This is a genomic window from Pseudomonas sp. S2_E02, assembly GCF_054668355.1.
The window spans coordinates 1,139,768-1,153,762 of sequence record NZ_CP162761.1 but is presented as its reverse complement, the minus strand read 5'-3'; the positions used below and the strand labels follow the sequence as shown (position 1 = coordinate 1,153,762).

Genomic DNA, 13,995 nt, shown 5'->3' with positions numbered 1-13,995 from the left:
CATAAGGACAACAATAATCATGTTTCGCTATTTCCCGACCAACTACGTTTGGAATCTCTCTGTCGACCTGGCCATTGAAATGGGCGCCCGCATGGGTGAAATCGAAGAGATGTGCGCCCCACTGCAAGAGGCTGCGAAACAGCCAGACGCAGCCGGTACCCGCGCCTTTCGCGAAACCTGGGCGAAAATGGCCGACAAGCTCTGCGGTCTGGCCGAGGAAGACGAAGGCAATGCCCGGATGCTCTCGGCAGGCGAAAAATACAACCGCGCCGCCACCTACTATTTAACCTGCGAGCGCCTGCAAGCCCACGGCGCGCCGGGCCGTACCGAGCTGTATCAGCGTTTTCTCCAGACCTTCAAGCGCGGCGTCGAACTGTCGCGTGAAAACTGTGAACGGGTGGAAATTCCTTACGAGGGCAAACATCTTTCCGGCTTGCTGGTGCGCGCCGAAGGCGTCGAGGGTCCGGCGCCGATACTGGTGCAGGTCAACGGCCTGGACTCGACCAAGGAAATGAAATACCGCGTGGGCCTGCCAGCCTGGCTGGCGAAACGCGGCATCTCTTCGCTGATCATCGACCAGCCCGGCACCGGCGAAGCGCTGCGCCTGCATGGCCTGACCGCACGATTCGACAGTGAACACTGGGCCAGTCGTGTGGTGGATTGGCTGGAAACCCGAAGCGACATCGATGCCAAACGTATCGGTCTGGAAGGCGTCTCGTTGGGCGGTTATTACTGCCCGCGCGCGGTTGCCTTCGAACCACGCTTCGCCTGCGGCGTCGTCTGGGGCGCCAACCATGACTGGCGTGATGTGCAAAAGCGTCGACTGGAAAAGGAAGGCAGCTTCCCGGTGCCGCACTACTGGGCACACGTCTGCTGGGTGTGGGGCGCCAAGGACGTCGAAGAGTTCATGACCATCGCCGAAAACGTCCACCTCGATGGCGTGCTCGACCGGATCAAGGTGCCGTTCCTCGTGACCCATGGTGAGCAGGATTCGCAGATTCCGTTGAAGTGGGCGCATCGCACCTACGAACAACTGGTCAACAGTCCAAAATGCGAACTGAAAATTTTCACCGAACGTGAAGGTGGTGTGCAGCATTCGAGCTTCGACAACAGCATCAATGCCGGGCATTACATTGCCGACTGGATTGCTGAAACCTTGGGCGGCCGTACCGCTTGATCCACTGAAAAAACACGCCATGAAAAACGCCGGACAATCTCTCGATTCTCCGGCGTTTTGCATTAACGGATTTAGCGCTGGCGCACCTATTGACGCCGTCAATACTCAGCCATCGATGCAATCTGCTGGTCGCGCCCTCGCCTGCTCTCTAGCCTCTCTTTGCAGAACAATCACACAGCGAAGACGCCATGACTGCCCTGCACCTGAAATGCCAGACCCTGTTCGACGGCACCGGACTGCAAACCCGCCAACAACAGACATTGATCGTCGAAAACGGCCTGCTCAGTTACGTCGGTCCCACCGCGTTGGCACCGGCTCCCAATCCAGGCGATACGCAGGTGGATGCAGGGGATAATTTCGTCATGCCGGGGCTGGTGGATGTGCACACTCATCTGGCTTTCGGCAACGCTCAAAGCGAAGAAGACATAGATTTATGGACCAGCGACGAATTTCGCGCGTTACGCGGGATGTTCTTCGCGCAACACGTGCTGGCCGCCGGCGTCACCAGCATGGTCTGCCCCGGTGACAGCGGCCAACTCAGCATCGCCGTGCGCAATGCCGTCACCGCCGGTTTATTTGAAGGCCCGAGGATCGCAGCCAGCAGCCGCGTCATCACCAATCGCCAGAGTCTCAATGACTGGTTCCCGAGTCGGGTCGGCGCTCCTGAATACTTCACAGCCCAATTGGTCACCAGCCGTAGCGACGCCCTCGCGGAGATCCGCAAACAGGCCAAGGACGGCGTCGACCTGATCAAGATCGCCATGGACGGCACGCACCGTCGTCCCAATGGCGAAATCATCGCGGCCTTCACTGCCGACGAAACCTTCGAAATGGTCGAGGAAGCGCACCGGCTGGGCTGCAAAGTCGCCACCCATGCCTACGGTCGCGAAGCTGTGATGTATGCGGCGCGCGCGGGGGTTGATCTGGTCTTTCATGCCTTTTACATGGACGACGCGTGCATAGAAGCGTTGCTCGAGGCCGGCAGCATCCTGGCCCCGACCATGACGTTCCCGCAGAACACCGTGGATTTCTGCCAGCCCCATGATCCGGCTATCAGCACCGGCTATGCCGGTTATTGTGCGCGCACACTGGAGGTCGGTTCGGCGGTGCTGAAACGCGCCAAAGCGGCCGGCGTTCCGTTCGCTTGCGGCAGTGACAGCGGTTTTGCGGTGACGCCCTATGGCGAATGGCATGCCCGTGAGCTGGAGCTACTGGTGACCCGCCTCGGCTTCACACCAGCCGAAGCTTTATACGCCGCAACCGCTGTCGGCGCGCGCTGTATGCCGCGCGGTGAAACCCTCGGCTCGCTGCAGGTGGGCAAGCAGGCAGACTTCCTCGTGCTTGATGGCTCACCACTGGATGACATCCGCATCCTCCAGGATCGTTCGCGCCTCAAAGCGGTGTACAAGGCCGGTCAACCGGTACGCATGGATCGCAGCCCCTACAACCCCAAGCAGGTGTCCGACTTCAACTCGCTGAAATGGACGGATCTTTACACCCGCGACCGTGTGGCCCAACTGGGCAAGTGGGCCGTATGAGGACAGAGGCCATGCAACGACTTGATCTACTGACTGCGACGAACATCGCCAGCGATGCCATCCGCATCGCTAGGGAAACCGGGATCAAACCGCTGGGCGTCGCGGTACTGGATGCCGCCGCCCATCCCTTGGCGGTTTTGCGCGACGAACACGCCACCTTCCTGCGCCCGCAAATCGCCACCGGCAAGGCACGCGGTTGCCTGGGCATGGGGTTAGGCGGACGTGAACTCGCGCGGCGCGCGCAAGCCACGCCGGTGTTTTTCGACGCTATCAACAGTTTGACCGGCGGCGAGGTGATTCCGGTAGCGGGCGGCGTGCTGATTCGAAATGCCGAGGGCATGATTCTCGGGGCCATCGGCATCAGTGGCGATACCTCGGACAATGACGAACGCTGCGCATTGCTGGCCATCGCCAAGGCCGGATTGGTCGCCGACAGCGGTGATCAACCAGGGGGCTGATCGAGTAATGCGGCCTGTTCCATGAGCAGGCCGCGAAACCATTGCATGGCCGGGTCATGTTCTTGATAGGGATGCCATTGCAAGACTTGCACGGCCTCGGGAAACGCCAGCGGTGCCGGGTGAATGCGCAACGGATAACAATGGGCGAAGCGTTGCGCCTGTCGCTGAAACACCGTGGCAATGCGTGCGGTACCGACAATGAATTGCGGCATCAGCACAAAGCTTTCCACGGTCACCGCCACTCGCCGCTCAATGCCGAGTTCATGCAGGTGCACGGCATCCATTGCCAGGTTTTGCCCGTTGGCAAACTCGCGCACCACGTGCGCCGCGCCGCAAAAATCGGCCAGGCTCAGTTGCTCGGCAAACTGTGGCTGTTGGGCGCAGACGATACAACAGAGCTGGTCAGTCATGAGCGGCACATGGGGATAGGCCGGATTCAGCCGTCGTTGCGGCACGATCACGCAATCACTACGCCGATAATCCAGCGCTTCGCTGACGACATCGCCGTCACGCGGCACAGGCATGTCGCGCAGGCTCAAGCGAATACCCGGAGCGATACGCGCCAAAGCATGGCTGACCGCCGGAAGCAGCACGTCGGCGACGTAATCGGAGGCTACGAGGGTAATGTGCCGGTCGCAGTTCGCCGGGTCAAAGTTCAGCGGTGCGGCGACGATCTCCCGGGTCAGCGCCAACGCTGCACGCACTTTTGGCAGCAACTCCAGACCCAGCGCCGTGGGTTCCAGGCGGCGCCCCACTTGCACCAGTAACGGGTCGTTGAAATGTTCACGCAGGCGGCCCAATGCCGAACTGGTCGCTGACTGCCCCAGGCACAGACGCTCGGCGGCCCTGCTGACGCTGCATTCGCTCAACAAAGCGTCGAGCGCAACCAAGAGATTAAGGTCGAGGCGTCGATATCGCATGTGGGTTCCGCTGAAGGTGATGGTGACGTTTTTGCCACTGTTTACAGGCAGGATCAAAAACGAACCATGACCTTAGCGAGCTGTGTACCCATGCGCCAATCGCGTGTTTGGTTGGGAGGTATCGTTTACGGAGATACCAAGCGCCGGAAAACCATTTCCGCTCCCCCCACTGCTTTAGTCGTCCTGATCTTAGTCATGACACCACCGGAGGAAGCCACCAAACGTTGTTGCGATAGGTACTGATTCACCCTTTAGAAGAAGGTCGAACTGACCGAACGCTACATCAAACACTGCTTGGGATGAGCGATTGTAGAGCACGATGCCTTGCCCCTTTATGTAAGCGGAATGAGGGCGACCAGATCCGTATCACCTATGTCGACACCCGCTTGTGAAAGCAACGTTGTCACTTGTCCGCGGTGGTGCGTCTGATGGTTGAAAAAATGCATGACCAAGCCATAAAAGCTCCTGTCAGCGGGTATTCCTTTGATGCTTGTGTAATTGAGGGGGGCATCCATGTCCGGCTCTGCAATGGAGTCAGACCACTTTACAATTTGCTGATCAAGCCACACTCGATGTGCCGAAAGATCTCGGATATTCGAGAAAAGCAACTGGTCGAGGCTTTTGGGGGCAGGAAGCTGCTGAATCGGTGCCAGTGCCAAGTAGTTAGCAGGGTGCTTGGCGAATCGATTTAGCCAGACAGTGTCGCCGGCCACCACGTGGTTCAACGTCCCGAGAATTGAACCAAAGAATGCTTTCCTATCCACTGAGAGCTCTTCATCTGACAGGCTTCTGGCTGCCTCATAAATCTTTGCGTTCATCCATTCGTTATAGTTGGCCATCAGGCAAATATGACTGGTTCGGTTCATCGTCCTCGTCCTTTCAATGAATCGCTTGCAATCGATCCACGCTTATCTTGCATCCCAGCCCAGTGTTGCGCTTTGTTGTGAGGAACTGTCTGATCGTCTATGAAAGAAGCGCTCGCAACGGAGCTGGAATGGGTACAACTTCTTTACTTTCCGGTGATACACAAACGTGTGTGACATTCGCGGTAAATGCCAGCACGCCTTCGCCTATAAACCCCTCAACCAAAAAAGTAAAAGAGTGCTCGCCTAACCTGGCCACGCCAACTTTAATAGTCATTTCGTCATCCCACGTCAGCGGAGCCAGCAACTCGATCGACATCGCACGCACCGGCGGCAATATATTAAAACTCATCACCGCTCTAAGCCCCGGCCCCCCTACCCATCTGTCGAGTGCTACACCAATGGCCTCTACAGCAAAATATGAGAATCGCGGGGTGTAAACCACCCCTGCCGGATCACAATCTCCGAACAAAATAGTTCGACTTACAAAAACCGCATCAAGCATTAAATCCCCCCTACCCGCCAGCGTCAGGCCGATATCGATGGGTTCTTCTCGCTCGGCCATCAAGGGCTTTTGCCTTTGATGGCGGCGATTGTCCCCATATCAGCGACTCAAAGATTTTTGTCTGGAACCTAAGCACTCAGCTGCTTGATCCAGTCAAGACTCGCAACGGTAGAGCCAGAAGGACGGTATTCACACCCGATCCATCCGGCGTAGCCACGCTGCTCCAGCGCCGCGAACAAGGCAGCAAAGTCGATATTCCCCGTTCCCGGCTCGTGACGACCCGGGCAATCGGCAATTTGCACATGCACGGTTCTGTCATAAAACCGCGCCAGCACATCCGCTGCGTCTCCAGTCAAAAGCTGCGCATGGTAAAGATCAAGAATCAGCCCGACACTCGGGAAGGTCTCGAGTACCTGTTGCGCCTTGCTGAAGTCAGACATGTAATAACCCGGCATCGCCTCCGCGCTGATCACTTCGATAAGTGGCCGCAGCCCCTGATCTTCCAAGTACTTCACCGCATATTCCAGGTTGCCCGCGTAGGTTCGCTCAGCGTCATTCTGCGTGGTAACGCCCGACATGATGTGGACATCCGCACACGCCAAGGTCTTTGCGTAGCGGGCGGCCTGGAGCAACCCGTCACGAAATTCCTCTCCCCTGCCCTGTAACGCGGCGATGCCTTTGGTCACGCCAGCCGGGGCGGCGAACTGAATCAACGGCAAACTGTATTGGGCTAGATGGTCGGCAAGCAGACTGGCGTCGAATTCATACGGTGACGGGAACTCAACTGCCCGGAAACCGGCGGCTGCGGCGGCTTCGATGCGCTGCAGAAAAGGCAATTCATTGAATTGGAAACCGAGATGAGCATTGAACTTGAGCATTGGGTAATCATCCATCCTGGGAAGAAACGACATCATTAGCCTGGAGCATCCTTTGCCGCTCCAGCACTGCACTATCGCAAGTGCGTTCAACGATTAAAACCAGGTTTCCATCTGGATACCGTATTGCCACACCCCTCCCGCCTGGAAGTCGGACATGCCAAAAGAGTCGTTAGTACTGAACCGGTCCAGATCCGAAGACCAGTTCATGTAGCTGGCGAACACTCGCAACTCCGGACGCGTGAGTAGATCGCCGACGTCGAGTTTGAATGTCGGGGCGACCGTGAACTTCCAGAAGTTACCATCGACCGCATTACGTTGTAGATAGCCCTTGGGGTCGAGGTTCATGGTTTGCCAGCTCATTTCGTAGGCCATTTCGAAGTTGCTGTTGATTTTGTTGGCCAATCGCACGTTGAGGGTCAGCCAGCGGTAGTCGTCACCTTTAACGTATCTATCCTTGCTCTGTTCGGCCAGCAAGCTGGGCCCGATGCGCCAGTCAGAGGTCAGCGGCGTCTCACCGTAAAGCGCCAGACGCAGCGCGCGGGCGTCGTCGATCAGTTCACCGTCCGAGCCAACGTTCTTGACCTCTGCCCCCAGGCCTTGCCCATAGAGCAGCGCCGTTTTGAAGAAGCCTTCCCTGCCGAAAAAGGTTTTCTGGTGATTGGCCAGCATGCTGTGCAAACCGCTATCCGCAGGCGTCAAACCGGCCTTGTTGGTGTGGGTGCCGAAATCGTTTTTCTTGGCGCCGATGGCGTTGTACATCCACTGCCACTGGCCATCCTCGAAGAACTGGTTGGAGGTCAGGACGTAGCTTTCCACGTCGGCATTAATACCGCCCTGACTGAAATCTCCGTAGCTACGCCCAATCAACGAGTAGTTCGAGCGCCAATGCTTGTTCATCTGCACATCGTAAATTCCACCGCCGGTGCCGGCGAGGTAAACGACATCGGAGTCCAGCCAGTGGATATCGAAATTATCTCTATCGAAGCGCTTGCCCGCCCATAGCGTAGCGTTCTCGAAGACTGAATTGCCTTTGAATGCAGCGACATGGTCGAGCGTGGCGAACACCTGGCGTACGTTGAGTTTGCTTTCGTCGGCCGTCCAGTCATTGGAGCTTTCCACACCGTCAGCGATGGAGACGGTGAATTTGGAACGGGTACCGTTTTGCGCATAGACCTCTTTCGACAGGTCGATACGCATGTAGGTGTCGTCCTCGTTACCGAGTCGCCCGACTGCCCCGCCCACCGAACCGGCCGGCGTTGTATAAGGGCCGCCACGCCCGCCACCCAGCCCCTCGTCGACCAACAATCCGGAACGCGCATAGCCGTTGAAGCTGAACCCATCGGTGAGGTTCCCAGTACTGCCCTCCTTTTCCAGGCTTTGCTGACGGGCTTCGAGTTTTGCCAGTCGGGTGTCCAGAGCAGGTGCCGAAATGGCTGTTGCGTTAGAGGCGACGGGTTGCAAGGGCGGCGCCGCGCGTTTGACCTGCTGCAATTCCCGGGCAAGTGCCTGGGTCTGCTGTTCGGCCGTGGCTGCACGCTTTTCCGCTGCGCTGGCACGCGCCTCAAGTGCGGCCATGCGCTCTTCCAGTGTCGCGGCCTGAGCGGTCGCTGCGGATGTGCCGAGCACACCTGCCAGTAGCCAGCCTGTTGCTTTGTGCATATGAAATCCCTGTTTTGTTTTTATTGTTGGTTGACGCAAACGGCCGTTTTTTACGTGCGTTGCGAGTTGTCGCAATCGACGAAAAAAAGGATGCCTCATCGCAAATACGCTGCTACATTTGGCGATGTTAACGTTAACTTTTCTAAAAACAAAAATAAAGGACGCTCGATGAAACACCTGAAATCGCTCCTGCCCGTTGCATTGATCACCCTGTCTGCCGCACTGCCATCCGTGTCGAACGCAACCGATCTGACGATCTCTTGCGGTGCCGTGGGTGCGGAGTTGCAACTGTGCAAAGAGGCCGTCGAGACATGGTCGAAACAGACCGGCAACAACGTCGAGGTGGTCTCCACGCCTAACTCGGCAACCGAGAGGTTGTCGTTCTACCAGCAGATCCTCAGTGCGCAGTCCACCGACATCGACATCATTCAAATCGACATGGTGTGGCCGGGGATGCTGGCCAAACACCTGCTGGATCTGCGGGAGGTGCTTCCCGCGAACGCGACCCAAGGCTACTTCCAGGCCCAGGTCGATAACGCCACGGTCAACGGCCGGCTGGTGACGATGCCGTGGTTTACCGACTCGGGGCTGCTGTATTACCGCAAGGACTTGCTTGAGAAATACAACAAACAGGTTCCTCAAACGTGGGAGGAAATGACCGCTACCGCCAGGGATGTGCAACAGGCTGAACGCAACGCCGGGAACGCCAATACCTGGGGTTATATCTTTCAGGGACGTGCCTACGAGGGGCTGACGTGCAATGCGCTGGAGTGGATCAGCAGCCAGCCGCAAGGCGGCCTGATCAATCAACGCGGCGACATCGTGGTCAACAGTCAGGCCTCGAGAGCGGCGTTGACCATGGCGAAAAGCTGGGTCGGAGACATCTCTCCGCGTGGCGTGCTCAATTACACCGAGGAAGAAGGACGTGGCGTATTCCAGTCGGGCAATGCGCTATTCATGCGTAACTGGCCTTATGTCTGGGCCCTGGTGCAAAGCCAGGACAGTGCCGTAAAAGACAAGGTCGGCGTCGCTCCCCCTGCCCCGCGGCGGCGAAACCGGCGAGCATGCCTCCACCCTTGGTGGCTGGGGCCTGGCGGTATCGCGTTACAGCGCTCATCCCAAACTTGCCGCAGAACTGGTGAGCTACCTGACCAGTGCCCAAGAGCAAAAACATCGCGCCCTGACAGGCGGCTATAACCCGGTGATCGAGTCGCTGTATCAAGATCCCGAGTTGCTCGCGGCCATGCCTTATTACGCTCAGCTGCACAGCATTCTCAACGCTGGGGTCATGCGCCCCGCCGCCATCACCGCCGATCGTTATCCACGGGTTTCCAATGCCTTCTTCGATCGGGTGCATGGCGTGCTGGCGGGCGAGTTGCCCGTGGATCAGGCACTGGCCGAACTGGAAAGTGAACTCACGCGTATCAAACGCCGGAACTGGTAAGCCACAAGGAAGGAAATCACCATGTCTGTCTCTACGACCCATGCCCCCTTTGACGAGCTTCTGCTCACGAGGGAAACGCCTGTACAACGGCGCCGGGTGCGCGCTGCCTGGCTGTTTCTGACGCCAATGCTGGTCTGCCTGGCCCTGGTGGCCGCGTGGCCGCTGCTGCGCACATTCTGGTTCAGCCTGACCGACGCCAGCCTGGCAGACACCGGTGGCGCAACCTTCATAGGCTTGAGCAATTATCTGTTGTTCAGCGATTCCGGCTGGTCGGGCATCCTCGTCGATCCACAGTGGTGGAATGCGGTGCGCAACACGTTGTATTTCACGGTGGTCTCGGTGGGACTGGAGGTCGTGCTGGGGTTGTTGGTGGCGTTGCTGCTGAACATCAAGTTCACCGGCCGTTCTCTGGTGCGGGCGTTGATTCTGATTCCGTGGGCGATTCCAACGATTGTCTCGGCGAAGATCTGGTCATGGATGCTCAACGACCAGTTCGGCATCATCAATCACCTGATGCTCAGTCTCGGCCTGATTGATGCTCCCCTGGCCTGGACGGCAGATGCCGACCTGTCGATGTGGGCGGTGATCATCGTTGATGTCTGGAAGACCGTGCCTTTCGTCACGCTGCTGATGCTGGCGGCCTTGCAGATGTTGCCGAGCGATTGCTACGAAGCGGCCAGGGTCGATGGCATTCATCCGCTGAAAGTGTTCTGGCGCGTCACCCTGCCACTGTTGATGCCTGCACTGCTGGTGGCGGCGATCTTCCGCATCCTTGATTCGCTGCGGGTATTCGACGTCATCTATGTGCTGACCTCGAATTCGTCGAGCACCATGAGCATGTCAGTGTATGCCCGCCAGCACCTGGTGGAGTTTCAGGACGTCGGTTACGGCAGCGCGGCGTCGACGCTGTTGTTTCTCGTGGTCGCGGTGATCGCCATGCTTTACCTCTACCTCGGACGCCGTCAACTGGAGGTCCGCGCATGAGCCCGCGCCTGCTGAAAAAAGCGCTGTTGCGCCTCGGATTCTGGTGCCTGATCGGGGTGTTGCTGCTGTATGCGGTTTTCCCGTTCTACTACGCCATCGTGACCTCGCTGAAGCCCTCCAGCGCCTTGTTTGAGGTGAGCTACTGGATCGAAAATCCTGACTTCTCCAATTACGCGGCGGTCCTCCACCAGGCCTCGTTCCTGCGAGCAATCGGTAATTCACTGGTGGTTGCGCTGTGCGTGGTCACCCTGGCGCTGTTCCTCAGCCTGACCGCTGCTTATGCCTTGGGCCGGGTGAAATTCCGTGGGCGTGGCACGGTGTTGATGATGGTGCTTGGCGTGTCGATGTTTCCCCAGGTCGCGGTGCTGTCGGGACTGTTCGAAGTGATCCGCGCCTTGGGCCTGTACAACACGTCGTGGGCGTTGATCCTGAGTTACACGATTTTCACCCTGCCCTTCACCGTCTGGGTACTGACCACCTTTATGGGCCAACTGCCCCATGAACTGGAGGAAGCGGCAATCATGGATGGTGCGTCCCCGTGGGTGACGCTGACCCGCGTGCTGTTGCCGCTGCTCTGGCCCGCCCTGGTCACCACTGGCTTGTTGGCCTTCATCGCCGCGTGGAACGAGTTTCTGTTTGCCCTGACGTTCACCCTCACCGACAGCCAACGCACGGTGCCGGTGGCCATCGCCTTGATTTCCGGCGGCAGCCCCCATGAGTTGCCTTGGGGCTTGTTGATGGCCGCCTCGGTGTTGGTCACCGTCCCACTGGTGATTCTGGTGCTGATCTTCCAGCGCCGAATCGTTTCCGGCCTCACTGCCGGCGCGTTAAAGGGTTGATGCCCAATAAAGACAAGGAACCGCATCGTGATGAAATTGAAACTGGACAACGTCAACAAACAATTGGGCGGCGCGCGGATTCTTCGCGACATCAACCTGGAGATCGCTGCGGGTGAATTCGTGGTGTTCGTCGGTCCTTCGGGCTGCGGAAAGTCGACGCTGCTGCGGCTGATCGCCGGACTGGATTCGATCTGCGCCGGCGACCTGCTGATCGACGGGCGCCGGGTCAACGACCTCGAACCGCGCGAACGTGGCGTCGGCATGGTGTTTCAGTCCTATGCGCTGTACCCACACATGAGCGTCTACGACAACATCAGTTTTGGTCTCAAACTGGCCAAAACTGAAAAGAGCAGCTTGCGCGAGCGGGTACTGAAAACTGCGCAAATCCTGCAATTGGACAAACTGCTGCAACGCAAGCCAAAAGAGCTGTCTGGAGGGCAGCGTCAGCGTGTAGCCATGGGCAGAGCCATGGCGCGGGAACCGGACATTTTGTTGTTCGATGAGCCGCTGTCCAACCTGGATGCGTCTTTGCGGGTGCAGATGCGCAACGAAATTGCGCGGCTGCATGCGCGACTGTGCTCAACCATGATCTACGTCACCCACGATCAGGTCGAAGCGATGACCCTGGCCGACAAAATTGTTGTGCTCAATGGCGGTCACGTCGAGCAGGTCGGCTCACCGCGCGAACTCTACGAGCGCCCGGCCAGCCGCTTTGTCGCCGGTTTTCTCGGTTCGCCGAGAATGAATTTCCTGCCGACCCGCCTGCGTGCGCCGGGCGAAACCAGCCTGGTTGATACTCCGGTTTTGGGGATGACCACCCTGCCCTTCGACAGCTCGAACCTGGCGGCAGATGCCTCGCTGAGCCTGGGCGTTCGCCCGGAACACCTGTCACTCAAAGCGGCGCCGGGAAGCGCTGGCATCGTCGTGACCGGGGTCGAATACCTGGGCAGTGAAACCTATGTGCACCTGGATACCGGGCAGGACGAGCCATTGATCTGTCGTTGTGAAGTCAACGCCGGATGGCAGGCAGGCGATCGGGTTGAACTGCAACTGGACATCGACAAGATCCACCTGTTCGATGCCGACGGCACGGCATTGAAGCGCCACCCGCACGCAATTGAATCCGTATCGGATGACCTCTCTCTACGCTCAATCCGAGCACACGCCCTATGACCTTGTCTTTGAATACCCCGAGCGACCCCATGTCTTCGACCCTTGACCTTGCGCAGCGCGCACTGGCTGACAACCAGTCCCGCGTCATTGAGGATTATCGACCCGGTTACCATATTGCCCCGCCGGCAGGCTGGATGAACGACCCCAACGGGGTCGTGTACTTCCGTGGCGAGTATCACGTGTTCTATCAGCATCATCCCTTCGACGCGAAATGGGGGCCGATGTATTGGGGCCATGCCAAGAGTGCCGATCTGGTTCATTGGCAGCACCTGCCCATTGCGCTGGCACCCGGCGATGAGTGCGACCGCGACGGCTGTTTTTCCGGTAGCGCCGTGGTCTGTGGCGATACCCTGGCCCTGATCTACACCGGGCACACATGGCTGGGCGAAGTGGGTGACGAGCGCTTGATCCGACAGGTTCAGTGCCTGGCAACCAGCAACGACGGCATCCGCTTCGTCAAACACGGCGCAGTGATCAACAGCGCGCCGCAAGACGCCATCATGCATTTCCGCGACCCCAAGGTCTGGCAGCAAGATGGCTATTGGTACCTGATTGCCGGCGCACGTCTGGGCGACAGACCGCTACTGCCGCTGTACCGCTCCACGGATCTGCACGTCTGGGAATTCCTCGACTATGTGTCCGGCGGTAGCGAGGGCGATGGCTATATGTGGGAATGCCCGGACCTGTTTCGCCTGAATGGACGCGATGTGCTGCTGTACTCTCCGCAAGGCATGCAAGCCGACGGTTATGACCGGCTCAACAAATACCAGAGCGGTTATCGAGTGGGCCAGCTCGACAACCAGTGGCACTTCACCGGCGGGCCTTTTATCGAGCTGGATAACGGCCACGATTTCTATGCAGCGCAAACGCTGTTGGCCGCCGATGGTCGGCGCCTCGTATGGGCATGGCTGGACATGTGGGAAAGCCCGATGCCGAGCCAGGCCCATCACTGGTGCGGCATGCTCGGATTGCCCCGCGAACTGGAACTGTGCGCCGATCGCCTTCGCGTGTATCCGGCACGCGAGCTCAGCGCGCTGCGAATGGCGCCATTGCCGGGTACGCCTTGGTGGGAAGCATCGGGAGCCCGCTGGGTGCCGGAGGTAAACGGCGACATGCTGGAAATCCATGTGCATCTGGATCTGCTCGGCTGCACTGACGGCCACTTGGGAGTCGCCCTCCGTTGCAGCGACGATGGCCGCGAAGAAACCCTTCTCTACTATGATCCGTCACTGCAGCGCCTGGTGCTTGATCGCAGCCGCTCGGGTGCGCAAGTCACAGGCCAGCGCAGCGTGGCGATAGACCCGACACAAGAGCGCTTGGAACTGCGCGTGTTTCTTGATCGCTCATCCATCGAGGTATTCGACGAAAACGGCCGCTTCAGCCTCAGCAGTCGCCTCTATCCGCGTTCCGACAGTCTGGGCGTGAAGCTTGTGGCCAGCGGGAGTGGCGGGCGCGTCTCGATTGCCAGGGCATGGCCTCTGGGTTCGGGATGGTCATGAGCGGCGTCATTCGGGTCGCGAGAAGCCCGGGCCCTGTGTCATGATTCTGCGTCAACCT

12 protein-coding genes and 1 pseudogene are annotated in these 13,995 nt (G+C 58.6%); 8 read left to right on the top strand and 5 right to left on the bottom strand.

What is annotated here, in order from left to right; genetic code table 11:
- Positions 1 to 19 precede the first annotated feature (19 nt).
- From AB4O01_RS05110 to AB4O01_RS05100, 3 genes are all read left to right on the top strand, one after another.
- On the top strand, positions 20 to 1,177 hold the full coding sequence (locus AB4O01_RS05110) for an alpha/beta hydrolase family protein (protein WP_460090881.1): 1,158 nt from the start codon (positions 20 to 22) through the stop codon (positions 1,175 to 1,177).
- A gap of 188 nt (positions 1,178 to 1,365) precedes the next feature.
- Positions 1,366 to 2,715, top strand: coding sequence for a metal-dependent hydrolase family protein (locus tag AB4O01_RS05105; protein WP_320414477.1), 1,350 nt, complete (start codon positions 1,366 to 1,368; stop codon positions 2,713 to 2,715).
- 11 nt (positions 2,716 to 2,726) lie between these two features.
- Positions 2,727 to 3,173: a GlcG/HbpS family heme-binding protein gene (locus tag AB4O01_RS05100; protein WP_460090879.1), complete on the top strand. Its 447-nt coding sequence runs from the start codon at positions 2,727 to 2,729 to the stop codon at positions 3,171 to 3,173.
- On the opposite strand, the gene AB4O01_RS05095 is transcribed toward AB4O01_RS05100, so the two are convergent.
- The 5 genes from AB4O01_RS05095 to AB4O01_RS05075 all read right to left on the bottom strand — a co-directional run bounded on the left by AB4O01_RS05095 (position 3,158) and on the right by AB4O01_RS05075 (position 7,998).
- On the bottom strand, positions 3,158 to 4,093 hold the full coding sequence (locus AB4O01_RS05095; protein WP_460090877.1) for a LysR family transcriptional regulator: 936 nt from the start codon (positions 4,091 to 4,093) through the stop codon (positions 3,158 to 3,160). The genes AB4O01_RS05100 and AB4O01_RS05095 overlap by 16 nt on opposite strands.
- Positions 4,094 to 4,425: 332 nt before the next feature.
- Complete coding sequence (locus tag AB4O01_RS05090; protein ID WP_427120137.1) at positions 4,426 to 4,959, bottom strand: DinB family protein; 534 nt, start codon at positions 4,957 to 4,959, stop codon at positions 4,426 to 4,428.
- 97 nt (positions 4,960 to 5,056) lie between these two features.
- A complete protein-coding gene (locus AB4O01_RS05085) occupies positions 5,057 to 5,461 on the bottom strand; it encodes an acyl-CoA thioesterase (RefSeq protein ID WP_460092210.1) in 405 nt (134 codons plus the stop codon).
- Positions 5,462 to 5,589: 128 nt separating this feature from the next.
- On the bottom strand, positions 5,590 to 6,339 hold the full coding sequence (locus AB4O01_RS05080) for a hydroxypyruvate isomerase family protein (RefSeq protein WP_093433556.1): 750 nt from the start codon (positions 6,337 to 6,339) through the stop codon (positions 5,590 to 5,592).
- A gap of 93 nt (positions 6,340 to 6,432) precedes the next feature.
- A complete protein-coding gene (locus tag AB4O01_RS05075; protein ID WP_460090876.1) occupies positions 6,433 to 7,998 on the bottom strand; it encodes a carbohydrate porin in 1,566 nt (521 codons plus the stop codon).
- 168 nt (positions 7,999 to 8,166) lie between these two features.
- Here AB4O01_RS05075 and AB4O01_RS05070 point away from each other — a divergent pair.
- The 5 genes and pseudogenes from AB4O01_RS05070 (at position 8,167) to AB4O01_RS05050 (ending at position 13,937) form a co-directional block, all read left to right on the top strand.
- Positions 8,167 to 9,442 (top strand): annotated as a pseudogene (locus tag AB4O01_RS05070) (ABC transporter substrate-binding protein).
- A 21-nt stretch (positions 9,443 to 9,463) separates the two neighbouring features.
- Entirely contained in the window at positions 9,464 to 10,426 is a 963-nt protein-coding gene (locus AB4O01_RS05065) for a carbohydrate ABC transporter permease (RefSeq protein WP_093432644.1), read from the top strand.
- Entirely contained in the window at positions 10,423 to 11,265 is an 843-nt protein-coding gene (locus AB4O01_RS05060) for a carbohydrate ABC transporter permease (RefSeq protein WP_007910217.1), read from the top strand. Before AB4O01_RS05065 ends, AB4O01_RS05060 begins: the two co-directional genes overlap by 4 nt.
- A 27-nt stretch (positions 11,266 to 11,292) precedes the next feature.
- A complete protein-coding gene (locus AB4O01_RS05055) occupies positions 11,293 to 12,438 on the top strand; it encodes an ABC transporter ATP-binding protein (RefSeq protein WP_460090875.1) in 1,146 nt (381 codons plus the stop codon).
- A gap of 29 nt (positions 12,439 to 12,467) precedes the next feature.
- Positions 12,468 to 13,937 (top strand): glycoside hydrolase family 32 protein, encoded by a 1,470-nt coding sequence (locus AB4O01_RS05050; protein WP_460090873.1) that lies wholly within the window; start codon positions 12,468 to 12,470, stop codon positions 13,935 to 13,937.
- Positions 13,938 to 13,995 lie beyond the last annotated feature (58 nt).

What these genes read in the sequence shown, in the direction of transcription:
- AB4O01_RS05050 (WP_460090873.1), top strand. Translation starts at nt 12,468, where the DNA reads ATGTCTTCGACCCTTGACCTTGCGCAGCGCGCACTGGCTGACAACCAG.
- AB4O01_RS05065 (WP_093432644.1), top strand. Translation starts at nt 9,464, where the DNA reads ATGTCTGTCTCTACGACCCATGCCCCCTTTGACGAGCTTCTGCTCACG.
- AB4O01_RS05100 (WP_460090879.1), top strand. Translation starts at nt 2,727, where the DNA reads ATGCAACGACTTGATCTACTGACTGCGACGAACATCGCCAGCGATGCC.
- AB4O01_RS05110 (WP_460090881.1), top strand. Translation starts at nt 20, where the DNA reads ATGTTTCGCTATTTCCCGACCAACTACGTTTGGAATCTCTCTGTCGAC.
- AB4O01_RS05060 (WP_007910217.1), top strand. Translation starts at nt 10,423, where the DNA reads ATGAGCCCGCGCCTGCTGAAAAAAGCGCTGTTGCGCCTCGGATTCTGG.
- AB4O01_RS05105 (WP_320414477.1), top strand. Translation starts at nt 1,366, where the DNA reads ATGACTGCCCTGCACCTGAAATGCCAGACCCTGTTCGACGGCACCGGA.
- AB4O01_RS05095 (WP_460090877.1), bottom strand. Translation starts at nt 4,093, where the DNA reads ATGCGATATCGACGCCTCGACCTTAATCTCTTGGTTGCGCTCGACGCT.
- AB4O01_RS05090 (WP_427120137.1), bottom strand. Translation starts at nt 4,959, where the DNA reads ATGAACCGAACCAGTCATATTTGCCTGATGGCCAACTATAACGAATGG.
- AB4O01_RS05075 (WP_460090876.1), bottom strand. Translation starts at nt 7,998, where the DNA reads ATGCACAAAGCAACAGGCTGGCTACTGGCAGGTGTGCTCGGCACATCC.
- AB4O01_RS05085 (WP_460092210.1), bottom strand. Translation starts at nt 5,461, where the DNA reads ATGCTTGATGCGGTTTTTGTAAGTCGAACTATTTTGTTCGGAGATTGT.
- AB4O01_RS05080 (WP_093433556.1), bottom strand. Translation starts at nt 6,339, where the DNA reads ATGCTCAAGTTCAATGCTCATCTCGGTTTCCAATTCAATGAATTGCCT.